The organism is Micromonospora sp. ATCC 39149, assembly GCF_000158815.1.
Taxonomy (GTDB): Bacteria; Actinomycetota; Actinomycetes; order Mycobacteriales; family Micromonosporaceae; genus Micromonospora.
In genome coordinates this window covers 4,119,802-4,144,726 of the sequence record NZ_GG657738.1, presented here as the reverse complement: position 1 = coordinate 4,144,726, position 24,925 = coordinate 4,119,802, and the positions used below count along the sequence as shown (strand labels likewise).

The 24,925-nt window shown below is 67.3% G+C and carries 26 protein-coding genes; 18 read left to right on the top strand and 8 right to left on the bottom strand.

Translation table 11 applies throughout. The features are described from left to right. Positions 1 to 304: 304 nt before the first annotated feature. A complete protein-coding gene (locus tag MCAG_RS17870) occupies positions 305 to 490 on the bottom strand; it encodes a hypothetical protein (protein ID WP_036374009.1) in 186 nt (61 codons plus the stop codon). Between the two features lie 502 nt (positions 491 to 992). Between MCAG_RS17870 and MCAG_RS17865 the strand changes: the two genes are divergently transcribed. Continuing rightward, positions 993 to 2,273, top strand: a complete 1,281-nt coding sequence (locus MCAG_RS17865) for a ferric reductase-like transmembrane domain-containing protein (protein WP_232290213.1) — start codon at positions 993 to 995, stop codon at positions 2,271 to 2,273. 226 nt (positions 2,274 to 2,499) lie between these two features. Continuing rightward, positions 2,500 to 2,769: a hypothetical protein gene (locus MCAG_RS32675; protein WP_157548116.1), complete on the top strand. Its 270-nt coding sequence runs from the start codon at positions 2,500 to 2,502 to the stop codon at positions 2,767 to 2,769. A gap of 527 nt (positions 2,770 to 3,296) precedes the next feature. Here MCAG_RS32675 and MCAG_RS17860 read toward each other — a convergent pair. After that, entirely contained in the window at positions 3,297 to 4,895 is a 1,599-nt protein-coding gene (locus MCAG_RS17860; protein WP_036374006.1) for an MFS transporter, read from the bottom strand. 113 nt (positions 4,896 to 5,008) lie between these two features. Here MCAG_RS17860 and MCAG_RS17855 point away from each other — a divergent pair, with 113 nt between their 5' ends. Then, entirely contained in the window at positions 5,009 to 5,641 is a 633-nt protein-coding gene (locus MCAG_RS17855; RefSeq protein ID WP_007074374.1) for a TetR family transcriptional regulator, read from the top strand. Between the two features lie 470 nt (positions 5,642 to 6,111). Here the strand turns inward: MCAG_RS17855 and MCAG_RS17850 are convergent, their stop codons facing one another. Then, the gene (locus MCAG_RS17850; protein WP_036374000.1) at positions 6,112 to 6,303 is read right to left on the bottom strand and encodes a hypothetical protein; all 192 of its coding nucleotides are present in this window, start codon (positions 6,301 to 6,303) and stop codon (positions 6,112 to 6,114) included. 144 nt (positions 6,304 to 6,447) lie between these two features. Between MCAG_RS17850 and MCAG_RS34970 the strand changes: the two genes are divergently transcribed. After that, positions 6,448 to 6,876 carry a hypothetical protein gene (locus tag MCAG_RS34970; protein WP_007074372.1) on the top strand — a complete coding sequence of 143 codons (429 nt, stop codon included), beginning with the start codon at positions 6,448 to 6,450 and terminating at the stop codon, positions 6,874 to 6,876. 100 nt (positions 6,877 to 6,976) lie between these two features. Here MCAG_RS34970 and MCAG_RS17835 read toward each other — a convergent pair whose 3' ends face one another. Further along, a complete protein-coding gene (locus MCAG_RS17835) occupies positions 6,977 to 7,309 on the bottom strand; it encodes an STAS domain-containing protein (RefSeq protein WP_036373993.1) in 333 nt (110 codons plus the stop codon). A gap of 331 nt (positions 7,310 to 7,640) precedes the next feature. On the opposite strand from MCAG_RS17835, the gene MCAG_RS36290 reads away from it, so the two are divergent. Continuing rightward, the gene (locus MCAG_RS36290; RefSeq protein WP_007074370.1) at positions 7,641 to 7,988 is read left to right on the top strand and encodes an HD domain-containing protein; all 348 of its coding nucleotides are present in this window, start codon (positions 7,641 to 7,643) and stop codon (positions 7,986 to 7,988) included. A 174-nt stretch (positions 7,989 to 8,162) separates the two neighbouring features. On the opposite strand, the gene MCAG_RS17830 is transcribed toward MCAG_RS36290, so the two are convergent. After that, positions 8,163 to 8,366, bottom strand: a complete 204-nt coding sequence (locus tag MCAG_RS17830) for a hypothetical protein (protein ID WP_007074369.1) — start codon at positions 8,364 to 8,366, stop codon at positions 8,163 to 8,165. A 711-nt stretch (positions 8,367 to 9,077) separates the two neighbouring features. Between MCAG_RS17830 and MCAG_RS17825 the strand changes: the two genes are divergently transcribed. Genes MCAG_RS17825 through MCAG_RS31040 form a run of 3 tightly spaced genes read left to right on the top strand, consistent with a single transcriptional unit; the run spans position 9,078 to position 12,050 of the window. Next, on the top strand, positions 9,078 to 10,034 hold the full coding sequence (locus MCAG_RS17825) for an ABC-three component system protein (RefSeq protein WP_007074368.1): 957 nt from the start codon (positions 9,078 to 9,080) through the stop codon (positions 10,032 to 10,034). Further along, positions 10,018 to 10,254 (top strand): ABC-three component system middle component 8, encoded by a 237-nt coding sequence (locus MCAG_RS36285; RefSeq protein ID WP_007074367.1) that lies wholly within the window; start codon positions 10,018 to 10,020, stop codon positions 10,252 to 10,254. The genes MCAG_RS17825 and MCAG_RS36285 overlap by 17 nt, the downstream gene beginning before the upstream one ends. Then, positions 10,254 to 12,050, top strand: a complete 1,797-nt coding sequence (locus tag MCAG_RS31040) for a DUF2326 domain-containing protein (RefSeq protein ID WP_007074366.1) — start codon at positions 10,254 to 10,256, stop codon at positions 12,048 to 12,050. The genes MCAG_RS36285 and MCAG_RS31040 overlap by 1 nt, the downstream gene beginning before the upstream one ends. Positions 12,051 to 12,097: 47 nt before the next feature. Here the strand turns inward: MCAG_RS31040 and MCAG_RS17810 are convergent, their stop codons facing one another. After that, positions 12,098 to 13,153, bottom strand: coding sequence for an IS110 family transposase (locus MCAG_RS17810; protein ID WP_007074365.1), 1,056 nt, complete (start codon positions 13,151 to 13,153; stop codon positions 12,098 to 12,100). 343 nt (positions 13,154 to 13,496) lie between these two features. Between MCAG_RS17810 and MCAG_RS17805 the strand changes: the two genes are divergently transcribed. From MCAG_RS17805 to MCAG_RS17795, 3 genes are read left to right on the top strand one after another with little or no spacing between them, the layout of a single operon-like run. Next, positions 13,497 to 14,795 carry an IS256 family transposase gene (locus tag MCAG_RS17805; protein WP_007074364.1) on the top strand — a complete coding sequence of 433 codons (1,299 nt, stop codon included), beginning with the start codon at positions 13,497 to 13,499 and terminating at the stop codon, positions 14,793 to 14,795. A gap of 22 nt (positions 14,796 to 14,817) precedes the next feature. Further along, on the top strand, positions 14,818 to 15,102 hold the full coding sequence (locus MCAG_RS17800; protein ID WP_036373990.1) for a transposase: 285 nt from the start codon (positions 14,818 to 14,820) through the stop codon (positions 15,100 to 15,102). After that, positions 15,099 to 16,025 (top strand): IS3 family transposase, encoded by a 927-nt coding sequence (locus MCAG_RS17795; protein WP_007071079.1) that lies wholly within the window; start codon positions 15,099 to 15,101, stop codon positions 16,023 to 16,025. The genes MCAG_RS17800 and MCAG_RS17795 overlap by 4 nt, the downstream gene beginning before the upstream one ends. Before the next feature lie 1,966 nt (positions 16,026 to 17,991). Here MCAG_RS17795 and MCAG_RS17790 read toward each other — a convergent pair. After that, the gene (locus MCAG_RS17790) at positions 17,992 to 18,537 is read right to left on the bottom strand and encodes a GNAT family N-acetyltransferase (RefSeq protein WP_007074362.1); all 546 of its coding nucleotides are present in this window, start codon (positions 18,535 to 18,537) and stop codon (positions 17,992 to 17,994) included. Positions 18,538 to 18,717: 180 nt separating this feature from the next. Beyond that, positions 18,718 to 19,827 (bottom strand): hypothetical protein, encoded by a 1,110-nt coding sequence (locus MCAG_RS17785; RefSeq protein ID WP_232290212.1) that lies wholly within the window; start codon positions 19,825 to 19,827, stop codon positions 18,718 to 18,720. 687 nt (positions 19,828 to 20,514) lie between these two features. Between MCAG_RS17785 and MCAG_RS17780 the strand changes: the two genes are divergently transcribed. The 7 genes from MCAG_RS17780 to MCAG_RS17750 all read left to right on the top strand — a co-directional run bounded on the left by MCAG_RS17780 (position 20,515) and on the right by MCAG_RS17750 (position 24,885). After that, positions 20,515 to 20,808, top strand: coding sequence for a hypothetical protein (locus tag MCAG_RS17780; RefSeq protein ID WP_007074360.1), 294 nt, complete (start codon positions 20,515 to 20,517; stop codon positions 20,806 to 20,808). Positions 20,809 to 20,837: 29 nt separating this feature from the next. Next, entirely contained in the window at positions 20,838 to 21,134 is a 297-nt protein-coding gene (locus tag MCAG_RS17775; protein ID WP_157548114.1) for a DivIVA domain-containing protein, read from the top strand. A 35-nt stretch (positions 21,135 to 21,169) separates the two neighbouring features. Next, positions 21,170 to 21,901 (top strand): GntR family transcriptional regulator, encoded by a 732-nt coding sequence (locus tag MCAG_RS17770; protein ID WP_007074358.1) that lies wholly within the window; start codon positions 21,170 to 21,172, stop codon positions 21,899 to 21,901. A gap of 114 nt (positions 21,902 to 22,015) precedes the next feature. Next, positions 22,016 to 22,444 carry a hypothetical protein gene (locus MCAG_RS17765; protein WP_232290211.1) on the top strand — a complete coding sequence of 143 codons (429 nt, stop codon included), beginning with the start codon at positions 22,016 to 22,018 and terminating at the stop codon, positions 22,442 to 22,444. 97 nt (positions 22,445 to 22,541) lie between these two features. Then, positions 22,542 to 22,841, top strand: coding sequence for a hypothetical protein (locus MCAG_RS17760; RefSeq protein WP_036373988.1), 300 nt, complete (start codon positions 22,542 to 22,544; stop codon positions 22,839 to 22,841). Beyond that, on the top strand, positions 22,832 to 24,262 hold the full coding sequence (locus MCAG_RS17755) for an FtsK/SpoIIIE domain-containing protein (protein WP_007074355.1): 1,431 nt from the start codon (positions 22,832 to 22,834) through the stop codon (positions 24,260 to 24,262). Before MCAG_RS17760 ends, MCAG_RS17755 begins: the two co-directional genes overlap by 10 nt. Next, positions 24,259 to 24,885: a hypothetical protein gene (locus MCAG_RS17750; protein ID WP_007074354.1), complete on the top strand. Its 627-nt coding sequence runs from the start codon at positions 24,259 to 24,261 to the stop codon at positions 24,883 to 24,885. The genes MCAG_RS17755 and MCAG_RS17750 overlap by 4 nt, the downstream gene beginning before the upstream one ends. Positions 24,886 to 24,925 lie beyond the last annotated feature (40 nt).

The window sequence follows — 24,925 nt, the reverse complement described above, 5'->3', positions numbered from 1 at the left end:
CCTGCTGGCCGGTGTCGATGCCGAGGGCTTTCGTGTGGTCGACGTCCAATGCAGTGAAGGACGCCTTCGATAGATCAGACTCACTCACGGCGTCCTTGCAATGTCGATGCGGTGAGGCTCAGGTCTTTGTCCACCATGGTTCGCCGAGCGATGGTTCCGACCCCGCCACCCCGCCCCGCGTTTTCAGCCAGTTGGTGCTGATCGACTCGGTGGTGAGCCTAAAGAACACACCGGCGCACCACCAACCCGAAGTGCGGGCCGATCGCGAGGGCCTGGGCCAGCGTCCGGTGCAGCGCCACACCGGCTACTGGCCGCCGGCGACGTCCCAGTGCTCGATGATCTTTCCGACCGCCACGCGGAAGATGTCCGCCACGACGTAGTCGGAGGAGAACACCCACACCAGGTCCGCGTCGGCGAGGGTGTTTCCGAACCGGGTCCCGCCACCTACGGTGGGCGCGGCGCCGCCCTGTGTGCCCTGCTGCAGGAACATCCTCAGCGTGTCGACTCCGTTGCCGAACAGCGGGTTGTGCTGGTAGTACCGCGGAGTCGACCTTGGCCTCGCCTGTCGCCTCGTTCGCTGGGGTGGCCGAACAGCCATCCGGCAGACTTCGACACGGACCCGCCGACAGGCTGGAGCCACCCCGCCGACCGGCGGGGGTCGACACCACCAACCAGCGGAACCTTCGCTGGGCCGTACTGCCTCGCCCAGGACGAAACGGCCGGCGGTCCTCGGCGGCCCTGGACGCGGTCTGCCCAGCTCAACGCGGTGGCGATGCCCGCTACCGATCACCGTCCAACGCGAATCTGAGGCGTCGCCTCGCCGTCGCGTGCGCCCAACCCGTCCGAGGGTGAACGTCTTTCGGTTCTTGCGCGCCCGACCTACTTCGGCTACCTGTAATGCACCCCAGCGAGACAACAGCGTGGAGATCCGGATGACCGTTGTGACTCGGCCTCAGGCCCCTACCGCCACCCTCCGGATTACCCACGTCGCGTTGTGGATCTTCTTGATCGTCAACCTGGCCATCGTCGAGCTGATGGTGGCCACCGGCGGCCGGGCCGCCTACAACCCACTGCACGCGATCGGCCGGTTCCTCGGCATGCACCTGGCCTTCGCGATGGCGCTGCAGTTGCTGCTGATCGCCCGGCTGCCGTTCCTCGACCGGCGGATCGGCATGGACAAGCTGACCGGTTGGCACCGCTGGACCGGCTTCGCGATCTTCTGGCTCGCCCTGCTGCACCCCATGTTCGTCATCCTCGGTTACGCCCGGTTCGGCAATGCCTCGTTCGGCACCACGGCGGTCAGCCTTACCGGCCAGATCCCCGTCGTCATCGGCCTGATTGCTGTCGGCCTCATCGTGGTCGTGGCCGTGCTCTCCGTGCGGGCCGCCCGGCGCCGCCTCTCCTACGAGGCCTGGCACACCATTCACCTGCTGACCTACGCCGTGATCGTGCTCGGCCTGATCCACCAGGTCTACGAGGGCAGCTCGTTCACGACAAACGCCTTCACCCGGGCGTACTGGTGGGGCCTGTGGGCCTTCGCGATCGGCGCCCTGCTCACCGGCCGCCTACTCGTCCCGGTCGTCCGCAACGCCCGCCACCAGCTGCGCGTCTGCGCGGTGGTACCCGAGTCCGACGACGTCGTCTCCGTCCACGTGACCGGCCGGCGCCTCGACCGCCTCGACGCCCGTGCCGGCCAGTTCTTCCTGTGGCGCTTCCCCGGCCACAACCGCTGGTGGCAGGTCAACCCGTTCTCCCTGTCCGCCGCCCCGGACGGCCGCTCCCTGCGGCTGACCGCCAAGGGCATCGGCACCACCAGCGCCGGCCTGCGCCACCTGCCGGTCGGCACCCGCGTCTTCGCCGAGGGCCCCTACGGCGCCTTCACCGCCGACCGGCGTACCCGCGAGGCCACCCTGCTCATCGCGGGCGGGATCGGCGTGACACCGATCCGCGCCCTGCTCGAGGACGAGCACCTCACCGGCGACATCGTGGTCCTCTACCGGGCGCGCACCGCCGCGAGCGCCGTGCTGCTGAGCGAGATGCAGAACCTGGCCGCCGCACGCGGAGCGCGCCTGCACCTGCTCACCGACCTCGACTCGCCGCCGACCGGGGCGTTCGGCCCGGAGAACCTGCGAAGCCTGGTCCCCGACATCACCGAGCGGGACGTGTACGTGTGCGGACCGCCTGGGATGACCGACGCCGTGCTGCGCAGCCTGCGGGCACTGAAGGTGCCGGCCCGTCAGCGACACGCCGAGTTGTTCCGCCTGGCCAGCTGAGGTCATGGAACGGCAACGATCCGTACGCGAGTGGGGACCAATGCCTGCTCCCCGCGCATGCGAGGGTGTTTCCCACGTCCTTGGTCGCGGCGACCGTCGTCAGTAGGTCACGTCCCGTGGCGTGGTGTAGGTCGCCTGCGTGAGGCTCTGTGCGCTGTTCGGTTTTCCGGTTCGGCCGGGCATCGGCATCTATGTACGGCGCTTGGAGCCTGGCAGCATCTGTGACGTGAGCACCATGCCCGACTCCATCGAACAGCGCCTTACCGCCAGCTCTCGAGAGTATGCGGCGTCTGCCCGTCATCTTCTGCCCTCGCGAGAGGAGCTGCCATTGACGCCGCCGTACGAACAGGTACTGCACGCCATCCTGGATCTAGCCAAGGGCGACTGGCGGCTCGTCCGTCATTACAGCCAAGTCGCACGTGAGGACTGGCGCGACGTTCTCTACTGGGCGTCAGAGGAGAACTCGAAACCCGAAGGCGGAACAGAACTATCTTGACCACTTGGCCCCCCCCCAGGCAGCCAGCACGGCCACGTGAGCTGCTGTTCCCTGGCCCTTGGCCTGGCGGCACGGTCCGCCATCATCCGTGCTTGTCCACTGGCGTCCGCACCGATCGTCACTCGGTCAGTCACCCAACCGGCGATCGGACACGATCGTGGTCAGCTCAGCAAGCAACTCAGGCGAGGGCCGCAACGGCGCGAGGATGTCTCGCACGTAGGCCGTGCGCTGCTCCTCGTTGGCGCGACCGCCCCAGCGGCGGCGGTGCCCGTCGACCAGCCGACCGACGCCCCTGACTGGGGCCAGTGGTCACCCGACGACACCCGAACTGAGGACAGGCCGCCCCTGCACCTCGTCGACGACGACCAAGCAGAGAGCGTCGGAACCGGTCCCACCGCCGGCGGTGCCGGTGCATCGGCCAGGCTTGGTCCCGATTCTGCGGCGGCGTTCGCACCCCGTAAGGTCCGCATCGGGGCGCCCCGTCGCCTGCGGAGCGCCCCAATGTGAGGAGAGCCTGAACTCGGCTCCTAGGCGCCGGTGTGGGCCGCCGCGGTGGTGTTCTCGCCGCGCCGCACCAGCAGGGCCGCCGCGGCCGCCAGCAGCGCGATGACCGCACCCACCGTGAGCGCCGCCTGGAAGCCCGACATGAAGGCCAGGTGGCTGCCGGTCGTGATCGCGTCGGCCAGCGGCTGGGGTGCGCCCGGCGGCACCGGTGCGACGCCTTGGGCGACGTAGTCCTCGGCGGCCGTGAAGCCGGGCACCATGTCGGCCGGTACGCCCGCACTGGTCAGCTTCTCCGTTAGCACGTCACCGACCCGGGTGGCCAGGATCGTGCCGAACAAGGTGGTGCCGAGCACGCCGCCGAGTTGGGCCGCCGTCTGCTGGATCCCGCCGGCGAGCCCGGCCAGGTGCACCGGCGCGTTGCCGACGATGGCCTCGGTGCTGCTGACCAGCACCATGCCGAAGCCCATGCCGATCACGATGAACCACGGCCAGAGCGACAGGTAGTCGGCCTGTACCCCGATCCGGGAGAGCGCGAAGAGCGCGACCGCGGTCAGCAGCATCCCGACCACCAGCGGCGGACGCGGGCCGTACCGGGCGGTGAGCGCGCCGGCCACGGGCGAGGCCACGATGAACGTGGCGGTCATCGGCAGCAGTCGCACGCCCGCGTCGACCGGGCTCATGCCGTGCACCTGCTGCAGGTACAGGGTGAGGAAGAAGAACGAGCCGAAGAGCGCGAAGAAGCCCAGCATCGCCAGCACGCTGCCGGCCGAGAAGGAGCGGTTGCGGAAGAGGCCGAGCGGCATCAAGGGGTGGCTGGCTGTCCGCTCGCGCACGACGAACGCGGCACCGAGCACCGCCGCGCCGGCGAAGAAGCCGAGCGGGACGACGTCGCCGAAGCCGTGCTCCTGTGCCTTGATCAGGCCCCACACCAGACTGAACAGGGCTGCGGAGAGCAGCCCGACGCCGGGTAGGTCGAACGAGCCGGCGGCCTCCGGGTCGCGCGACTGCCGCACCACCCACAGGCCCAGGAGGATCGCCACCGTGGCGACCGGGCCGTTGAGGAAGAAGACCCACTCCCAGCTCGCGTTCTCCACGAGCAGACCGGCCACGATCGGGCCGCTGGCGATGGCCAAGCCGGATGTGCCGGCCCAGATGCCGATCGCCATGTTGAGCTTTTCGGCGGGGAACGTGTTGCGGAGGATCGCGAGGCTGGCCGGCTGGAGCAGCGCGCCGGCGAAGCCCTGGACGACTCGCCAGAAGATCACCATCTCGATCGAGCCGGAGAGGCCGACCGCGATCGAGGCGACCGCGAAGCCGGCGACGCCCACGAGAAAGACGGTCTTGCGGCCGAACCGGTCGGCGAGGCGGCCGGCGACGATCAGGGAGACCGCGAGGGCGAGCAGGTATCCATTGGTAACCCACTGGAGCTGGGCGAAGTCGGCGCCGAGGTCGCGCGCGATCGCCGGGTTGGCGATGGCCACGACCGTCGCGTCGAGGCCCACGACCATCACGCCGAGGGCTACGGCCAGCAGGGTCAGCCAGGGGTGACCGTGGCCGTGGCGGCCGGGCCGCCGTACGTCGTTGTTCGGCCCGCCGGGCCGGGTCAGGGTTGCCTGTGACATGCGAGAAAATCTGTCAGTGAACGACAGATGGCGTCAACAGACTTACGCCTGACAGTGACTACTGTCATGCGGGGAATAAAGTCGGAGCTCGGCACCACCCGTACACTTTCCGCATGTCACCGAACACGACCGTGGAGGGCATGGGCCTCCGGGAGCGCAAGAAGCAGCGCACCCGAAAGGCGCTCATCGAGGCCGCCTTCGATCTCTTCGGCACTAAGGGCTTCGAGGCGACCACCGTCGACGAGATCTCCGAAGCGGTCGAGGTGTCGTCGCGGACGTTCTTCCGCTACTTCGGCTCCAAGGAAGACGTCGCGATATCGATCCAGCTGCAGCAGTTCCTGGAGGTCTACCAGGCGCTCGAGGCGCGCCCCACCCACGAGCCGGTGGTCACCGCGCTGCGCCACGCGGTCGTCGACGTTCTCCGGGCGTACGAGGAGGATGAGGCCGACGCGTCCCAGTTCGCGTGCGTGATGGACCTCGTCCAGCACAGTCCGGCCGTGATGGCCCGGAGTCTGGAGATGTGCACCGAGCAGCTCGACGAGCTGGCCCGCCGGGTGGCGGTGCGGATGGGTGTCGACCCGGTCACCGATCCACGGCCCAAGCTCGTGGCGTCGGTGGCCAGCGCCGCGCTGCAGGTGGCCGTCCGCGCCTGGCGCGAAGACGAGCCCGACGAAAAGGTCTCCGACCTGGCCGACCGCGCGTTCGCGCTGCTGGAGGCGGGGATCAACTATCCCGCCGCAGGCTAGGCCCTAGCGGCGCTTGGACTTCTTCGTTTCCTCCGGCTCCGGCCAGAGCGGGGCGGCGACGGATGCGCCTGGCCACGCGCCGGCTCGGAGGTGGCGGCCGCCGGCTCGGTGGCCGGGGCGGAGTCGGAGACGTAGGTGCGGGCCGGGGCGTACGGGCGGGGTTCTCCTTCTGGGGTTGCTGAGTTGGTCACTTCCCGGCCAGCACGCCGGCCACGATGCACGCGGCGATGCTGCGTGGGCAGTTGAGCACGAGCGAGCTGGTCGACCGGTATCCGATCGCGCATCACGGCGTGCGGCAGTTGCTGGACCGCAAGCGAGCCCGGCACGAAGCCCGGCCGGTGCGGGCGGTTGACATCGCTACCGGCGAAGTCACCCACGTCAGCGCGATGGAGGAGAGCACCTTCTGGCAGTGGGCGATCGTCGAGACGCTGCGGCACCCCGATGTCGACCGAGTTGTTCCATGTCATCGCTCAGATCATGCGCCGCCACACCCGCGACGGACGGCCGATCGGGCTGGTGAGCAGGTTCGACGCCCACGACAAGCTCTGGAGCACGCCGCTGCCGTTCCTGTTCCAGCGGCAGCGCGCCACCAGCCGGCACATCATGACGCCGGCCGCGAGGGCGCTCATGCTGCGCCCTGCGCGGCGCTGGCCGAGCACCATCGGGCCTTCCGCGGCCTGGCCTTCACCCCGCACGACCTCCGAACAATCTTCGCCACTTAGCTGGTCAACAGCGGTTCACCCATCCACATCGGGGCTGCCCTGCTCGGACCTCTCGACATCCAGACAACGCGTGGGTACGTCGCCGTGTTCGACGAGGATGTCGTACGCCACTACCAGGAATACCTCCAACAGCGGCGCGAGCACCGCCCAGACGGCGAATATCGGGGCGCTACCGACATCGAATGGAACGAATTCCAGGAACACTTCGACAAACGCCGTGTCGAACTGGGCTCGTGCGCCCGGCCCTGCGGCACGCCCCGCCAGCACGAACACGCCTGTATCCGCTGCCCGATGCTCAGCATCAACCCGGAAATGCTGGGCCGGCTCGCCGAACTCGAAGAAGACCTCCACGCCCGACGGACCCGCGCCGAAGCCGAAGGCTGGCTCGGCGAGATCGAAGGCATCGATCTGACCCTGCGCTACCTGACCGACAAGCAGCAGCAAGCCGTCCGGTTGAGCCAGGTCAGCGGCCCGACCGTGCTCGGTATCCCGGCCACCGACACGGGAGCCTAAGCCGGAACCACCCGTTCGGCCCGTCGACCAGTGCGATCACCTTGATCAGGGTCGGTTGTGACGTGCCGCAGGGTGCGGGAGTGTACGGTCTCGCTGTAAATCAGGCGGCGGGTGCGGTATGCCGCAGGCGGTAGCCGGGGACGCCGGCCGCCGTCAGGCGCTCGGCGATCGTGGGGCAGCAGTAGTCGAGGAAGACGGCGACCTGGTGGTCGTCGCCGAGCTGGCAGGCCGCGGCGAGAGTGCCAACGTTGATCGCATCGAGGTCGTGCAGATTGCGTAGGTCGACGACCAGCCGCAGTGGCCGCACACGGCGTACCGCGTGCACGATCGTGCGCCGCAGTTCGACCGCGCGGTCGGCGTCGAGTTGGCCGCGGGGGTGGATGATCAGGGTCCCGTCCGGACGGGTCTCCACGGTGACCGCTGTGCCGTTCATCGCGTTACCTCCCGTTACCCAGAGTTTCCCGAACGGCCAGGCTACGGCCCCTCGCGCCCGGCGTCGACCGACGAAAGAATTCATTTAGTCACGGAGTAGTCACGTTTTCCCAGCGTGGGCGGTGTGGCCAGGCGCGAGGCCTACCGTCATTGAGTGGAAGAGAGGCCGGGGTGACATGCCGGTGACGAGCACCGCTGCTCGTCACCTACCCTTCACCCACAGCGCAGCCGGCTGACTACCGTAACGCCATCACCGGTGCTCCTGGCCCTGCCGACGATGTCCGCTGCGCCCGTGAACCCGCCCACCGAGCGCTGGCGGAGCTACCGGAGCGCTGGCGGCACACGATCGCCGTGGCGCGGCGGGCCCAACAAGTGGCCGCCACGGTGGGTCGGACAGCGAGGGTGAGGTCCTGCTCACGGCGGCGTGGCTGCATGACATCGGGTACGCGGCCGCGCCGCATGACACCGGCTTCCACCCGGTCGACGGCGCCCGGTATCTGCAAGCTCTGGGATGGGCCAGCAGGATCGTCGGCCTGGTAGCTCACCACTCTGCGGCACGCTATGTGGCACGAGCGCAGGGGCTCGGCGAACAGCTCGCCTGCTTCCCCTGCGAGGACTCACCGGTGTCCGACGCGCTGATCTACGCCGACCAGACGGCAACCCCTACGGTCGCGCCATGACCGTCGAGCAACGCCTGGCCGACATGCTGCGCCGGCACGGCCCGGACTCGCCGCACGCGGCCGCGCACGCCGAGCGGGCTCCGGTGCTGCGCGCCGCCGTCCACCGCGCGCAACAGCGCCTTCGTGCTCTGCGACAGACGCCCTCGGCGGCGGGTCGCCGTGCTGCGAGCACGTCTACCGTAAGGCAGTCGAGATGACGGCGGGCTCCGGCCGATTCGCGTAGACCGCATGCGCCAAGCATTCCGCGCTGGCAGCGATCTCCAGAACGACCTCCAAGCGCTCGCCCGGCTCGACGGCGCGGGCATCGGTGAGCCGCCGCCGCAGCCGGTGCATCTCCGCGAGGTGAACGTCGAGTGCGGTGACAATCTCCGCGTGCAATCTGCCTTCTGGCCTCACGAACCCTAGATTGGGCTAACTGGCTCACGACTGCCGCTAGGTTGCCGATCGATGCGGGAACGTATCCGCTGCTTAGGTGGCGTTTTGGCTGATCTTCGAGGTGCCCCCGGCAGGATTCGAACCTGCGACACACGGTTTAGGAAGGCGACAGCGGCAGTCCTGCCCTCGTGGCCGTGACCTGCGTGGGCCGGCTCCTCGCCAGCACTGCAAGGCATGATCATTGCACGCACTTTGCACGAGGCACTGCGGACGCCCGAGGACGGCCGGAGGCCGCCCGCAGGGCAGGCCGCAAGCGCAACGGCTGCCCCTGCCTTGCAAAGATCAAGAATTCTGTCGGCCGGCGTCGGTGCCTACCGTGACCTACTCGTTGTGTCGCCTCCCGTCGGCCCCGGGCTACGCCCGTCGGCCGTCTCAGCTGCCAGATGGTGGATAGCCGACGCCGTGGCGGCTACAGGGCATCGGTTGCTGCACCTTGCTGCCCTACCTAATGCCGGTTCGCAGCCTCCTAAGCGCGCCACCAACAGCTCCGACAGGGTTGTTCGGACGGCGTGTCACCTTTTGGACAGTCGTGCAGGGTTAGTTGCGCCCACTGCGGCGGCGAACCCGCTGAGCGGCTCTGCCGCACCCTCCAAGGTTGACATCCAACGGAAATCGGAGATCGCGCTCGCTCTATCCAGTCGGTAGCCTGCAAGGATGGGGTACCCGTATGAAGACCTGGACGACAGCCAGTTCGAACGACTGGTGGTGCAGTGCATGCGGATGCTCTTCGGCGAGGGAGTCCAGTCCTTCGCCGCCGGACCGGATGGCGGACGAGACGCACGCTTCGATGGCACCGCTGCTAGCTTCCCAAGTACGGCCCAGCCTTGGACTCAAATTACCATCGGCCAGGCGAAGCACACAAACGCCAGCAACGCTCACTTTAGTGACAGCGAGTTCAGTGGCACCGCCAAAAGCTCGGTACTTTCGGAGGAGATTCCGCGAATTCGCAAGTTGGTAGTTGCCGACGAGCTTCACAACTATATCTTGTTTAGCAACAGACGCTTGGGTGGCGTAATCAATTCTCGCATCAAGGACCGCCTGGCCGAGGAAACAGGTCTTAACGAGAGCCGCATATTCCTTGCCGGAGTTGAGTACCTAGATGACATGCTGCATACCTATCCGGACATCGTCCGTCGGGCCCGCATTGATCCCATTGACGGCCCCCTCCTAGTTTCGAGTTATGAACTAGCGGAAGTTATCTTGGGGATCGCGGAGGGGATTCACGCGTCCCCATCCCTCGATGACGCTCCGGTGGTAGACCGTGTGACGTACGACGAAAAGAACCGAGCTAACGGCATGACGCCGGAGTTTGCTCAGCAGCTCAAAAGGCGATTTCTGTCCGAAACGCACCGGATTGGGCGCTTCCTAGCCGACCCAGCCAATGCCGATATACTACGCCTATACGAAGGCGCGGTCGAAGAGTTTCAGTTTAAGATAATCGCAAGTCGCAAAGACTATCAAACTTTCGACAGACTATTCAATTACTTAGTTGACTTTCTCTTCAAGAGAGACGGGGTGCTATCGCGAAACAAGGGCCTGACTCGGGCGATGATTTTCTACATGTACTGGCATTGCGACATCGGGGAAACGCCAGATGCTCAGGCCCAATAAGCATTCCCACCCGGACCAGACCGTCCTAGCCGCCGCAACGGTGCTTCTCGCTGAGCTGAGAAGGAAGCGGGCGGTACCCTATGCGGATCTAAGGGCGGTCCTGGACAAAGCGTCGCGTGGCTCCGATTTCCTCTTCACCCCCGCAGTGAGTCTCCTGTACTTGCTCGGCTTGGTGGAGTATCGCGCCACTACCGATCTCTTTGAGTATGCGGGGAAGTGATGAAGCTTAAGAGGCTCTACTCGAATAGGCCGGAAGTCTTTAGGTCCATAACGTTCAACGACGGACTTTCGGCCATCCTAGCCGAGATTCGCCTTCCAGAAAACAGGCTCCTCGACACCCATAATCTCGGTAAGACCACTCTTGCAGAGCTGATCGATTTCTGCCTTCTCAAGGGAAAAAGTAGCAGCTTCTTCCTCTTCAAGCACCGGTCGCTCTTCGAGAAGTTCACCTTTTACCTAGAGGTTGAGCTGCCGAGCGGCGGTTACCTAACAATCGGACGTCCGGTTGACCCTGGCTCAAAGATCTTCTTTAAGCGGAGCGCGTCCCCAATCGAGGACATTACGGCACTCGGTAGTCCGGATTGGGATCACGTTGGTCTGCCGTTCGACCGTGCCAAACTCCTGCTAGACGGGATGCTGGCCATTGGTTCCCTCCGGCCCTGGGGATTCAGGAAGGTAGTTGGCTATCTAATTAGGTCCCAACGAGACTACCTTGATGTCTTCCAACTGGGTAAGTTCACCGGGAAGCACTTAGATTGGAAACCGTTTGTAGCACACCTGATCGGGATGGACTCCGATCCGGTTGTCGAGCTCTATCAGAAGAGGGAAGAACTAAATAGAGCTACGTCGGATCTCGCCACACTTACCCGAGAATGGAGTGGCGAAGACGTCGACCCGTCGATGCTGGACGGCTTGATTTCTGTCAAGAGGCGGGATATCGACGCTAAATCCACAACCCTTGCTTCCTTCAACTTCCAAGAGGAAGATACCCGAGCAACCTCGGAATTGATTGACCGGACCGAGGCGCAAATTTCGGCCCTAAATGAGGAAAGTTATCGACTCAGCCGGCTGATACAGCGCATTGCTGAGTCGCTAGAAGAGGAGCAGGTGCTTTTCCGCCCGAAGGACGCCGAGGAACTATTCCTTCAGGCTGGAGTCTTTCTAGGTGATCAGATTAAGAAAGAATATGCGCAACTCGTTGCTTTCAACCGAGCAATCACCGAAGAAAGACGGGACGCTCTCCAGGAACAGCTAGAAGACAGTCAAGCTCGGCTCGCAGAGATCCGCAAGGAACTTGAGACGCTGAACCTGAGGCGGGCTCAGTCACTAGAATTTTTGAGGAATTCCGACTCGCTGGACAAATACAAAAGCCTTTCCCTTGATCTAACGAACCTTCAAGGCGAATTGAGCTTGCTCGAAGCTAGGCGGTCGGCTGCGGCGAGGTTCGCAGAGCTACGCCGGCAACAGCGGTCGCTCGCAGAGGATTTCGGTCACCTCGAAACCGCAGTTGAGACACAGATTGAGGAAATCAGCCGTGACGAAGAAAGCCGATTTGGCCGACTGCGTCGTTATTTTACTGAGATCATCTATGAAGTTTTGGGGCAAAATGCCATTATTGCAATTAGGGTGAACAATCAGGGAGGGCTTGACTTTACCGCCGAGTTCATAGGGAGCGCTGGAATAGCAACGAGTGGCGATAGAGGAACATCATACCGGAAGCTCCTCTGCATCGCCTTCGATCTCGCATTCCTCAGAACTTACCTAGATGTGCCGTTCCCGCGTTTTGTGTATCACGACGGCGCACTGGAGCAACTGGAGCCACGCAAGAGGGAGAAGCTGATTGGCGTCTTTAGAGAGTATGCCGGTCTCGGAATCCAGCCGATCATCTCGCTGCTCGACAGCGATCTTCCTCTGCCCATTGGCTCAAGTCGGCTGACGCTCACGCCAGAGGACGTGGTCGTCACCCTTCACGACGAGGGCCAAGAGGGTCGGCTGTTCAAGATGGCGACGTGGTGAACGGTGATCCGCCGCCACCTCCTGCCATCCCGATGCTCCTATGGAGGTCAAGGGGCGAGGGCGGCGAAGTCGGCGCGTAGGGCGGTGTAGACGTCGCGGACGATGTAGCGCTTGAGGCAGCGGAGGATCTCTTGCTTGCTGAGGCCTTCGGTGATGCGTCGTTGCTGGTAGGCGCGGGTGCGTGGGTCGTAGCGCAGGCGACATAGGGCGATCGTGTGCAGGGCGTGGTTGGCACCACGGTCGCCTCCTCGGTGGAGGCGGTGGCGGCGCACCCGTCCGGAGCTGGCAGGGATGGGTGCCGCGCCGCAGAGGTGGGCGAGAGCGGCTTCTGACCGCAGCCGGTCGGGGTTGTCGCCGGCGGTGGTCAGGAGTTGGGCGGCGACGTCGGTGCCGACGCCGAACAGAGCGCTGGTGCGGGGGGCGGCCTCGCGGACCAGGGGTGCCAGCTGCCGATCGAGGGCGGTGATCTCCTCAGTCAGGGCGGTGATCCGCCGGGCGAGTCCAGCCAACGCGGCGGCGGTGGCCTGTTCCGGGTCTTGGAGCCGGGTCGGATCGGTGGTGAGGGTGGCGCAGCGGTTGACCAGGACCGCAGCGCTGAGCTTGGTCAACTGGGCGCGCAGAGTTTCGGGGGCGGCGGCGACCAGGCCGCGCATCTGGTTGATGGCCGCAGTGCGGGCCTTGACCGCTCCCTGGCGAGCCACTCGCAGGGCGCGGATGGCTTCCACCGGTCCGGTGCGGGTCTTGGGTGTCCCCATGGCCGTACCGGCGAGGGTCGCTCGGGCGGCGGCGATAGCGTCGATCGGGTCGGACTTGCCCTTGATCCGACGGGTCCTGCGGTCGGGTCGGTCGACCTCGACCACGGTGATCTTGTGGCTGGCCAGATGGCGGGCCAGGCCGGCGCCGTAGCTGCCGGTGCCTTCGACGCCGACGGCGATCAGCCGGCCGAACGAGCGCATCCAGGTCAGCAGGTCTGTATAGCCGGCGGCGGTTGCCGGGAACTCGGCGTCGTCCAGGAGGCCGCCGGTGCTGTCGATGACCGCTGCGTGGTGGGTGTCGCGGTGGGTGTCGACACCACCGATGACCGATCGCTTCTTCGCTGCCATGCTGGTGAGGTCCGCCTTTCTCGGTCGCGTCGAGAATCACGTGGACACGTCACCGGTCAGGCGATCGGACAACACAGTGGTGGGTGCCTCTCGCACAGGCTCCTATCAAGTCACGATGAGGTTCCCCCGGTAGCTCGGAGGCTTTCGATCATGCTCTGATGGAGCTGAAGGGAGTCATCCGTGGCAGCACCGAAGAAGTATCCCGATGAGCTGCGCGAACGTGCGGTGGAGCAATGCTCGAAACCTGTGGATGAGCGTCGTGGGGGCGTACCCTCCCGGCGAGCTCCAAGTCCAAGGAATCGAGTAGAGCCCGCGCGCCAACGCGGGCCGGGAAGGTACGCCCGTGCTTACGGTAGTCAACCCTGGTGAGCCCACGCCAACGGCGGTGTCCGAGCCGGCCACGGTCGGCGGGTCGTTGATCGATGAGATCGTGCGTGACGGCGCGCGGCGGATGCTGGCGGCGGCCCTCGAAGCCGAGGTCGCCGCGTACATCGCGGCGCACGCTGACCAGGTCGACGCGCAGGGCCGGCGGCTGGTGGTGCGCAACGGCCACGCGCGGTCGCGGCAGGTGCTCACCAGCGCCGGAGCGGTCGAGGTGAGCACGCCGCGGGTCAACGACAAGCGCGTCGACGAGACCGGTGAGCGTCGCAGGTTCGCCTCGGCGATCCTGCCCGCGTGGTGCCGCAAGTCCCCGAAGATCAGCGAGGTGTTGCCGTTGTTGTACCTGCACGGCCTGTCCTCACAGGATTTCGTGCCGGCTCTGGAGCAGTTCCTGGGCACCGGTTCCGGGCTGTCCGCCACGACGATCACCCGGTTGACCGTGCAGTGGCAGGACGAGGCACGCGCCTTTAGCGGCCGGGACCTGTCGACGGCCGACTACGTGTACGTGTGGGCCGACGGCGTGCACCTCAACGTGCGCCTGGAGCAGGAGAAGCTGTGTCTGTTGGTGATCGTCGGCGTTCGTGCCTGCGGGCGTAAGGAACTCGTCGCGCTCGCGGAGGGCTACCGGGAGTCGGCCGGCTCCTGGGCGGACCTGCTGCGCGACTGTGCCCGACGCGGGATGCGCGCTCCCGTCCTGGCCGTGGGCGACGGGGCGCTGGGGTTCTGGAACGCGCTACGTGAAGTTTTTCCCGCCAGCCGGGAGCAGCGCTGCTGGTTCCACAAGATCGGCAATGTCTTGGCCGCGCTGCCGAAGTCCGCTCATCCCGGGGCGAAGAAGGCCCTCGCGGAGATCTGGAACGCCGAGGACCGTGACCACGCCCGCCGCGCCGTGGCCGGATTCAAGCTCGCCTACGCCGCGAAGTTCGGCAAAGCCGTCGCCAAGGTCGTCGACGACCTCGACGAGCTCCTGGCGTTCTACGACTTCCCGGCCGAGCACTGGGTGCACCTGCGCACCACGAACCCTATCGAGTCGACGTTCGCCACGGTTCGGCATCGCACGAAGGTCACCAAAGGGCCAGGCTCCAAGGCCGCCGGCCTCGCGATGGCGTTCAAGCTCATCGAGGCCGCCCAACACCGGTGGCGAGCGGTCAACGCACCGCACCTCGTCGCGCTGGTCCGAGCCGGTGCCCGTTTCGAACGAGGCCAGCTCGTCGAACGACCCACCGCCGAACCCATCACCACGACCGCAGCAGCGGCCTGATCAAGATCCTCATCCACAAGTCTTGACTATTGCTCGTGCGGTGCGCTTGTATCGGGAGTCGGACCCGAAGCCCGTGATCCGCCAGCTGGCCCGCCAGCTTGGGGTGCATCACGAGGCGTTGCGCAACTGGATCCGCCAGGACGAGGCCGACCGTGGCCTGCGGGGCGACCGGCCGACGACCTCGGAGGTGGAGGAGTTGCGTCGGTTGCGGCGGGAGAACGCGGAGCTGAAGCGGGCCAATGAGATCCTGAAAGCCGCCTCGGCTTTTTTCGCCTCGGAACTCGACCCGACCCGGCGACGGTCGTGACGCTCGTCGACGAGCTACGCGACCGCTTCGGGGTCGAGCCCGTCCTCCGGGTCCTCAACGTCGCCGTCTCCACCTACTACGGCTGGCTCACCCAAGCCGCCAACCCCTCCGCTCGCCGACGTGAGGACGCGGATCTGGCGGTGGAGATCGCGGAGATCCACGATGTGTCGGGCGGCACCTACGGCAGCCCGCGAGTGCACGCCATGCTGCGCCGCCAAGGCCGCCAGCTGAGTCGCAGGCGGGTCGAGCGGTTGATGCGGACCGCCGGCCTGCAAGGGGCGTTCCTGCGCAAGAAGTGGCGCATCCCGTCCACCCGGTCGAACCCGAAGGCGACGCCCGCTCCGGACTTGGTCAACCGGCAGTTCACCGCTGCGGCGCCCAACCGGCTGTGGGTCGCCGACGCGACCCGCATCCCCTGCGGGCAGGGCGTGTTCTGGCTGGCCGCGGTGCGGGATGTCTTCTCCAACCGCATCGTGGGCTGGCGGTGCTCCGACCGATGCGACACCGACCTGATCCTCGGCGCCCTCGAATACGGCATCTGGTCCCGCGACGTCCGCGACGGCCAACTGATCCACCACAGCGACCGCGGGTCGAACTACACGTCGTTCCGCTTCGCCCAGCGCCTGGCCGACAACGGCATTCTGCCCTCGATGGGCTCCGTCGGCGACTCGTTCGACAACGCCCTCATGGAGAACTTCTGGTCAACGTTGAAGATCGAACTGGTCTACCGAAACTCCTGGCGGACCCGCGACGAAGCCGAGAACGCGATCTTCGCCTACATCGACGGGTGGTACAACACCCGCCGCATCCAGAAAGACCTCGGCTGGCGCTCCCCAGACGAGTACGAAGCCGCCTGGCACGCCCACCAGGCCCGACCAGACGAGACGACTATCGTTCAGCCTGAGCCCACCGGCGCCAGGTAACCAACCCTCCGGCAAACCGGGGGAACCTCACGACGCCTGGCCGGTGACATGCAGTTGGCGGGGCCACCGAGCCGGCCGACGAATCGGGATGAGGACAGCAACCGTCGGTCTGCCGGTGAGTCAGGCCAGCCCGGCGACCCACCTCACCATCCTCACTGTCTGCCGCCGACCCACACTCCGTGGAGCGGGCCAGGGCCAGGGTGACAAGGTGGAGCGCCCTACCGGACGAACGACCTTGTCGCCCTGGCCCTGGTCTGCTCGGCTCTGCCTGGGTCGGCGGTGGACGGGATGGCATCCCACCCCAACCACCCACGACCGCAACCGTTCGGCAACCCCATCCCGGAGTCGTTGGGCCCCGCCGGAGGCAGCCCTAACCCCGGCCCCGCCCCCACCCTCCGCCCCCTCCACCCACCTTCACTCCTTCTCCACACCGGGCCGACCGTCGACCGGTCCACCGTGAGGTGCCACGAGGATGGAAGAGACCGACGGGAGAGCTGTCGCATGGATCCTGGTCAGTCCGGGACTCGTCACCGGTTCCTCACGGAACCAGGGGTGACGCGCGGGGCGGGGCGTGGTTTGCGGGCCGGCTGACTTTCCGCCCCGGCGCGGTCAGCGCCGGGGCGACGGCTCCGTCAGGAGCCGGTTGCCGCGCCCCGGCCCGCGCCGCGCGGAGCGCCTTGATCCTAATGAGAACGTTTCGGCAATGCTGCGACCTGAGCCCTGACCCTTCGGGAACACACCACTACCTGCGCGCCCTCCGTCTGGGCGGGCCCAGACCCACGCCCGGACGGAGGGCATCGGCGGGCGCCGCCATTCCAGAGCGTCCGATGACCTGCCGAAGGTACGCGGCCTGGCGCGGAAAGCAGTCCGAGGAGTTGTCAGAGCCACGAGGTGCGTTGGGCGGCTTCGCAGGCCAGGGTGATGGTTGAACCCTTGACCACCCCCCTGCGGGCTACCCCCTAGCCCGCAAATCCTCCACATGAGGTTGACCATTAATCGGTAGCCGTGTAGTCTAGTGATTACGGGAGTGGATACTTCCTGCCCGATTTTCGGCGTGTCGCGCTGCCACTGCCGCTCTCCCTGTGGTTTCCTGTGCGAAGACATGGAAGGCGCGCCCGCTGCAACGGACGCGCCTCGTGACTCCATGCCTTGCCAGTCGAAGTTGCAAGGGGAGGAAACGAACGTAATGCAGTGGAACAACAAGCGCAAGAAGCCTCGTAACAGTCAGCGTGCCGCCGGCCGGCGTTGGGACCGACCGCTATGGCTCCTGGTCACACTTTCTGCGCTCCTGACTGTCACGGCTGATATCCTGGACGCAGTTGGACGAATCATGACGAGTTCTTAACTGTCGTGGTATCGAGGCCCCGGACTTCCTGCAGTCCGGGGCCTTTTCGTGTGCCACACAGCCAACGGGGCTTTCACTGATGCGTGATAGCCGAAGCCAGAGGCCGGGCGGCGGAATACCAGATCGGCTTAGGTTCGGTGGCCGAGTAATCCGCACGACCGGTCACCTCAATAACTTGCAGAGACTCGGCACGGTCCGCTCTACTCGCACGCTTGCCGAAGTCGCTCGACCGCAGCAAATATCTGCTGCTCGGGACCTGGCCTGCTCGGTCGCCACTCAACAAGTAGGGGTCGGACGGCATCGACGAGTGCTGCAAGGCCTTCCGCCATGGCCGGATCGGGTAGTTCGTCAAGCGCGGCGACTGCATCCCCGGTCACCTGATGCCGGCGAGCGTTCATCGGTGTGTCCTGCCAGCTAGGCGAGCTGCGCCACTTCTGTACACGCTCGTACACCTCGGTTGCGGCGGCTCGGATGCTAGCGGCTTGTTGGCGAGGTGTGGGCCTGGTGCGGCGCTGGCAGAGGTCGGCGGGTTCCTGCTGCGGCGTGTCGGCGTCGCGCATGGCGGCGATAGTACCGGCGGCCAGTCAGGCCCCGTCGCACCCGGATGCCTGCGGGTGCCGGTCAGCCGGCGTTGCTGGTCCACTCCTGGGTGAGGATGGAGTAGAGCAGGGAGTCGCGCCATCCGCCGTTGGTGAAGACGTGGTCGCGTAGCCGGCCTTCGTACTGCATGCCGACTCTTTCGGCAACGGCGATGGAGGCAGCGTTGTCGGGGCCGATGGCTGCGGTGATGCGGTGGAGTTTCAGCGTCTGGAAGCCGTAGTCGACGATGGTGCGAGCGGCGTCGGTGGCGTAGCCGTGGCCCCAGTGGTCGGCGCTGATGGCGTATCCGAGTTTGGCGGCCTGGTGGCCGGTGAGGCCGAGTCGCGCGAACCCGATCATCCGGTCGTCCGTGTCGGTGACGGCTAGGTAGTACTCGGTGCGGGGGGTGTGCTGGGCGCGTTGGATGGTGCCTTCGACCATGGCGACGGCGGCGGCCTGGTCCCGGCTGTCGAAGGAGAGCCATTGGGTGACGCGGTCGTCTCCGACGATTGCCCACGCGTCGGCCGCGTCATCGGAGCGCATGTCGCGCAGGGTGATGACGCGGCCGGGGATGGTGATCGGGTCCATGGTCCCGATCGTGCCCTATCGAGGCAGGGCGTTTTTTCGGGGTGTGTTTTGAAGTGTTCGATGCCGTTTTATGAGGTCGCGGGCGTCGCCTGCGTGGCCGGCGCGGGTGATTGGCCTGGTGGACGCGGCGCAACGGAGTTGGATGATGCCGTTGATGCGCTGGTCGGCGGGCAGCCCGAGTCACGGGGCCAGGGCGTCGCGGCGGCGTTCAGTCGCGCTGCCACGCGGACATGGCCAGTTTGCGTGTGAGCGCTGTCGCGACGCCCATGCGGGGTCGTTGGGGTCGGCGTACGCCTGGGCGGCGCGCAGGGCGTATCGCTCGGTGGCGGTGGCTTCGCCGGGGAGCCAGGCGAGGGCGTCGCTGGCGTAGTAGAGGGTGCGGGGCTGGTTGAAGGTGCAGATGCCGCCCATCTCGTCCATCTCGTCGGGGCGTACGCGGGACCAGGCGTCCTCGGCCTCGGTGATGGCGGCCTTGGCCTGCTCGGCGTTGCCGAGTGCGGCGTAGGCGCGGGCGGCGCTGGCGGGCAGCCACACGGCGGAGGTGCCGCCGGCCTGGGTGGCGTACTCGCGGCCGGCTTCGGCGTAGCGGACCGCCTCGGCGTAGCGGCCGGCCCAGTAGGCGACCAGGGATTGCAGGCCGCGCAGCCACGCCTGTAGCCCGGGGTGTCCGGCCTGCTCGGCGCAGAGCACGGCGGTGCGGGCCTGGAGCATGGCCGAGTGGGGGTCGGCCATGTCGTGGGAGACCTTGGCGAGTAGGCCGCTGGTGATGCCGGCGAGGAAGTGCAGGTCCCTGGACTGGTTCGGCGCTTGGCGGCGTTCGAGGAGGGTGAACAGGGTGTCCTGTGTCTCGACCAGGTCGGGCAGCACGTGGCTGACAGGTCGTTGCGGGTAGGCCAACGCGAGGCGCTGCACGTCCTCGGCGAGCTGTTCAATGGCGGCGGGGCTGGTGGACTCGGCGGCGAGCATGGCGTACTGGCGGGCGCGTTGTGCGGCCATAGCGAGGAGGTTCCTTTCCGGGCCGGTGCCGGTGGGGTCGACAACAAGGTGTCGCTCCGGCGCGGGGGTCATCTGGTGGGAGGCCCAGGGGCGCTGTAGTTCGTCGATGGACTTGCTGAACATGGCCTGTAGTGCCCGCCGGGTGGCGGGGGTCGATGAGGCCAGGTCGCGTTCGCCGCGTGCCAGCCGCCCGAGGTGCCGGGCGCTGATCGCCGCCCGGGAGTCCATCCGGGAAAACTCGTCGGCCAGTTCCTCGTACGTGCGGTCGCTCTGCTGGATCAGGTACTCCAGCATCGTGCGAGGTTCGCGGCGTTCTCGTGCCATCCGTCTACGCCTTCCTGATGGGCTGTCTCCACGCTCGCCCGGGTGAGGTCCTTGCGGCAACGCAGGTCCTCGTGGTGTCCGCTCGATGTCCGCCAGAGGTGTACGTACGGGTCCTCGATCGGTCCCGTAGGTCCCGGGCAGTCTCTCCTACATGGACGGCTCACCCACCGCAATTGTGCATGTGCATCCCGCTGATGCCCATGGGCAGCCGCGTCGACGTGGACACCGGGAGGGGTGCTCGGCGAGGAGGGGCGCTGAGCAAACCGGAGTTCGGGTCGTGCGGTGTGTGGGTGGGCCGCGCCCACAGCGGGGGCCGCATCGGTCCTCGCCGTCCGCGCCAGCTGCGTGTCCCGCGTGCGAGGGGCGGGGCTGGAAGATGGCCAGCCCTCGGCGCTCGCTCCGGGCACCGGGTGACCCGAACCGGCTGCAACGGCGCGACTGTCCCGACTGCGCTGGCACCGGCGCACAGGGGCAGTGGGCAGGGCTGGCGGTCGTCGCCTGACGGTGACGGCCGCCGGCCCTCCGATGATCACGCGGCGTTTCGCCGTGTCCTGAGTTGGCCCGGGGCGGGCGTTGGTGGAAGCGCGGTGTCGGCCGTGCTCGGATGCCCGCCCGCCTCGGTGCCCCGGCCATCCGACGCGTGGAGGGCAGGCGGTCATGGTTCCGAAGCCGGGAGACGTGCTGTACGTCAACCGGCACGCGTCGGTGCAGTTCGGCGGCGACCGGGCGTTGATTTTCCGAGTCATCAAGGTCCCCGATCAGCCGACCTACTACGGGTGGATTTGGCTGACCGGGTACGTCCTCGATCCGAAGGGCAACGCCTTGGACCGCCGGGAGATCTACGTCCAGAAGGCGGGCCTTCAACGGGCCACACCGCCGCCCGCTGCGGTACGCCAACCCGACCGGAAACCAGCGGTACGTACGACGGCCAGGAACGCCGTGCGGCAGTGAGCACAGGCGGCGGCTCGATGGGAGGTTCGATGGCGGTGGGAGTCTTTCGAGCGGCCTCGCGGCTGGCTCCGATGGTCCCCGAGCAGGTGCGGCGGCTGCGGTTCCGGCGTACCGGGTTCGGGCGGCGCGGCCTGGCCGAGGAACACGTCTACGCGTTCCTGCGCCGCGTCGTCGACGAACTGATCGCCAGGGACGCCGCTGAGGCCAGCCTTCGGGAAGAGAACGCCCGGCTGAAGAACGCTCTCCGGGAGTGGCAAAGCCAGTTCACGCCGAGGCCGGGTCGGGACGGCGACAGCGCATGGACAGGAGATCAGCAGCGCAGATAGCCTGTTGACAAGCCAAGTTGCGTCTGGGGTGAACGGTGCCGATCGAGGTTGCGCCGCCGAAGTACGTGGTGATCGTCAACGCGGTGCAACAGCGCATCGAGGACGGCACCTACCCGCTAGGCGGGATGCTGCCCAGCGAAACCGAACTCATCCGCGAGTTCCGCGCGTCCCGGCCCGTCGTAGTCCGGGCGTTGGATCTGCTGCGGCAGGGCGGCTGGATCGAGAGTCGCCAGGGCAAGGGCCGGTTCGTCCTTGGCCGCCCTGGCGGCACCGAGCAACGCTCGCGGGAACGTCGGTATGGCCTGCTCGACGACGACGAACGGGCCGGATCAACGCTGCTGGCGGCCGGCACCGTTCCCGCTCCGCCGCGAGCGGCTGTCGCCCTGGGCGTGGAACCGGGGACACCGGTCGTGGCGCGTCGACGGCTCATCACGGTTGAGGAAGTCGGCCCGGTGGAGCTGGGCACGGCGTTCCTGTCCGTCGAGCTGGCCGAAGGAACTGGCGTGGGAGCCGAAGACGCGATGCCGGAGGGGCTGCTTCGGCACGTGGCCTCCCGCAAGCGGCTCAAGTTCGACCACGTGACCGAACGCATCTCGGCGCGGTTGCCCAGCGCCGAAGAGGCCGAGCTGTTGCAGGTCCGCGAGAACGATCCCGTGCTGACGGTGCTCCTGGTGATCTGCGACCGCAGCGCCACGCCGCTGCTCGCGGTGGACGTGCTCCTTCCCGCCTCGCGGCACGACCTGGAAGACGTGTACCCGCTCGACTGAGCAAAGCGGATTAGCCGCTTGACAAGTCAAGTTGGCACTCTCTACCTTCAATCCAACTTAACAAGTCAACTAGTCGAGTTGCCTTGTGGAACTGGAGGTCTCGTCGTGGTTCCGATGACGTTGAAGGTGCCGGTCCCGTCCGAGTACGTGTTCCCCGCCGGGGCGCTCTGCCTGGGTGTGTCGCCGCAGATCGACTTTGAGCGGCGGGGTGAGGCGGACAACCAGGCGCGGGACAAGGACACCGGGGAGCGGGTCTGGGTGGTGCGGGTGATGGACCTGGACCCGGAGGCGGGGAAGTTCGGTCGGTCGACGGAGGTGAAGGTCAAGGTGGTTGCCGGGCAGCAGCCGGTGCCGCCGCCGTCGATGGTGCCGGGGTATCCGCCGGCGGTGGAGTTCGAGGGTCTGACCCTCACTCCCTACGTGGACTCGCAGCGGTGCAAGCCGGGCCGGTCCTCGGGTGACTGCCGTTCCCGCATGGCGTACTCGCTGCGGGCGACCGCGATCCGTCCGGCGTCGGCGGTTCCCGGCTCGGTGGCGGCCTGACCGCTGTCTGTTGTGCGCGCGGGGCGGGTCGTTTCCCCGCCAAGAGTCCCGACCCGTCCCGCGCTCTGCCATCCCTCATCTGGTGAAGGAGGGCGTGATGCCCACCGTAGTTCCCCCTGCCCTGATCGCTGCTGTGCCCCTGCTCGTCGGCGCGGCCCTCACCCTCACCCGCACCCGTTTCCGGCTGGTCGGTCTGCGGCACGCCTACCGGGAGACGGAAGCCACCCTCCGGTCGGCGCTGCGGCTACCGCCGGCCTCCGGGCGGGTGTGCGCGATCCGCTGTCCCTGGTGCTGCCGGTGGGTCAAGCCGCGTCGGTTCGACCTGCGCCGCATGTCCTGCCGGTCGTGCATCTCGACGTTGGCGCGTCCGGGTCGGGGTGGTGACCTGTGCCTCTGATCAACGTCATCCCCGGGGACAAGATCCCCATGGCGCCGATGAACGTGCGCCTTCCGGCGTGGCGGGTTCCGGGTTGGCTGCTGGTGTTCTGGTGGCTGGCCCGGGGCCTGTTCCGCCTCACCGTCCTCGCCGTCCGGTACTGGTGGCTGACTGGCCCGACCACGCTCGCCCTGTGGATCCGGGCGGAGTTCGGGGGCCTAGTCTTGGCCGGCGTCGTCCTGACCGTTGCCGCCGGCTGTCTCGGCTGGTGGCGGTGGCACCCGTCGTCATGGCTGCGCTTCGGCTGGTACCCGCTCGTCGCCCGCGTCCGCGCCCTGTTCGTCTACCGGCGTCGGTGGGCGTCGGTGATGGCCACCTGCGGGCTGGCGACCGCGTTCGCCGGTGACCGCTACGTGCCGCAACTCCTACGGGTCCGCTGCGACCGTTACGGCGACGAACTGACCATCCGCCTGTTGCCGGGGCAGATCCCGGATGACTGGGGGCAGGCCGCGGAACGCCTCGCCTACGCCTTCCGCCTCCGCACCGGCCAAGCACGCTCCACCAACCGGCCGGATCGGGTGGTCCTGCGCCTCGTACGCCGCGACCCCCTCGCCGAGATCGTCGGACCACTGCCGGTGGCCGACGTGCCGGACCTGGACGGGCTCGCCCTCGGCGTCGACGAGGACGGCAACACCTACCGGCTGCGCCTGTCGGGGTCGCATGTGTTGATCGCGGGGGCGACGGGGTCGGGCAAGGGTTCGGTGTTGTGGTCGTTGATCCGGTCGCTGGCCGCCGGGATCCGGTCGGGGCTGGTGGAGGTGTGGGCGTTCGATCCGAAGGGCGGGATGGAGTTGGCGGCCGGGGTGCCGCTGTTCGCCCGGTTCGCCTACGACGACCCCGACAGCATGGCCGGCGTCCTGGAAGAAGCCGTGAAGCGCATGCGGCTGCGGGCAGCCCGCCTGCGCGGGGTGACCCGCCAGCACGTGCCGACCCAGGAGGACCCGTTGCTCGTCCTGGTCGTCGACGAACTCGCCGCGTTGACCGCGTACATCACCGATCGGAAGGTCCGCGACCGAATCAAGGAAGCCCTCGGCCTCCTGCTGTCCCAGGGCCGGGCGGTCGGCGTGCACGTGGTCGCCGCGTTGCAGGACCCGCGTAAGGACGTGCTGCCGTTCCGCGACCTGTTCCCCACCCGCATCGGCCTGCGGCTGACCGAGCCGGAACAGGTGGACATGGTCCTCGGCGACGCTGCCCGCGACCGGGGCGCGCTGTGCGACCGCATCCCCGAATCCGCCCCGGGGGTGGGGTTCGTGGTCCTCGACGGCGTCCGCGAACCCGTCCGGGTCCGCTTCGCCTACCTCACCGATGACGACATCCGGCAGCTCGGCCGCGACTACCGCCACCCCAGCGACACCGACAACAGCGAGGGGGTGAACCCGTGAAGACCAACGCAGACCGGGTGGAGGGCGTAGTCCTGGTGCTCATCGTCCTCACCGTGGGCGGACTGGCCGGCGCGGCGTCGTTCACCCACGTCCACGACTGGACCATGGCCAACTCCCCCACCGGTACCGGCGACTGGTTCGGCTGGGCCAACGCCGCCATCTCCGAATTGCTGCCCCTGGCGGCGCTGTTGACCATCCGCCGGCGACGCCGCACCGGCGGCCCGGTCGGATACCCGCTGTTCCTGCTCGTCTGCGCCGTCGCACTCTCCCTCGCCGCGCAACTCGCGGTGGCGAGGGAGAGCCTGTCGGGCTGGCTGCTGTCGGCCGTTCCTGCGCTGGCGTTCCTCGGCCTGTCCAAGCTCGTCTTCTCGACCACCCCGACCCTGGCGGTGCCTGTCGACCAGCCGGCCGACACCGGCGGCTGGAGTGAGGTGCCACCCGGCTACGACCCGACCGAGGACCACCGGCCCGCCGCCGTGACCGAAGCCGTGGATGAGGACCAGGCCGTCACCGTCGCCCCGGCCCGCCCCGTGGCGGTGCAGCGGCCGGGGCTGGTGCCCGTCCCTGCGGCGGCCTTCGCGCCCCGTAACGGCACGCCGTACGGCTCGGAGCGTGACCAGTGACCCAACAGGAACCCCTGCCCACCGCGACTCCGGCCGAGGT

Coding starts and splice junctions, on each gene's coding strand:
- MCAG_RS17870 (WP_036374009.1), bottom strand. CDS start 490: ATGTTCCTGCAGCAGGGCACACAGGGCGGCGCCGCGCCCACCGTAGGT.
- MCAG_RS17860 (WP_036374006.1), bottom strand. CDS start 4,895: ATGTCACAGGCAACCCTGACCCGGCCCGGCGGGCCGAACAACGACGTA.
- MCAG_RS17855 (WP_007074374.1), top strand. CDS start 5,009: ATGTCACCGAACACGACCGTGGAGGGCATGGGCCTCCGGGAGCGCAAG.
- MCAG_RS17850 (WP_036374000.1), bottom strand. CDS start 6,303: ATGGTGCTCGGCCAGCGCCGCGCAGGGCGCAGCATGAGCGCCCTCGCG.
- MCAG_RS17835 (WP_036373993.1), bottom strand. CDS start 7,309: ATGAACGGCACAGCGGTCACCGTGGAGACCCGTCCGGACGGGACCCTG.
- MCAG_RS17825 (WP_007074368.1), top strand. CDS start 9,078: ATGGGGTACCCGTATGAAGACCTGGACGACAGCCAGTTCGAACGACTG.
- MCAG_RS36285 (WP_007074367.1), top strand. CDS start 10,018: ATGCTCAGGCCCAATAAGCATTCCCACCCGGACCAGACCGTCCTAGCC.
- MCAG_RS31040 (WP_007074366.1), top strand. CDS start 10,254: ATGAAGCTTAAGAGGCTCTACTCGAATAGGCCGGAAGTCTTTAGGTCC.
- MCAG_RS17810 (WP_007074365.1), bottom strand. CDS start 13,153: ATGGCAGCGAAGAAGCGATCGGTCATCGGTGGTGTCGACACCCACCGC.
- MCAG_RS17790 (WP_007074362.1), bottom strand. CDS start 18,537: ATGGACCCGATCACCATCCCCGGCCGCGTCATCACCCTGCGCGACATG.
- MCAG_RS17785 (WP_232290212.1), bottom strand. CDS start 19,827: ATGCTGGAGTACCTGATCCAGCAGAGCGACCGCACGTACGAGGAACTG.
- MCAG_RS17780 (WP_007074360.1), top strand. CDS start 20,515: ATGGTTCCGAAGCCGGGAGACGTGCTGTACGTCAACCGGCACGCGTCG.
- MCAG_RS17775 (WP_157548114.1), top strand. CDS start 20,838: ATGGCGGTGGGAGTCTTTCGAGCGGCCTCGCGGCTGGCTCCGATGGTC.
- MCAG_RS17765 (WP_232290211.1), top strand. CDS start 22,016: ATGACGTTGAAGGTGCCGGTCCCGTCCGAGTACGTGTTCCCCGCCGGG.
- MCAG_RS17760 (WP_036373988.1), top strand. CDS start 22,542: ATGCCCACCGTAGTTCCCCCTGCCCTGATCGCTGCTGTGCCCCTGCTC.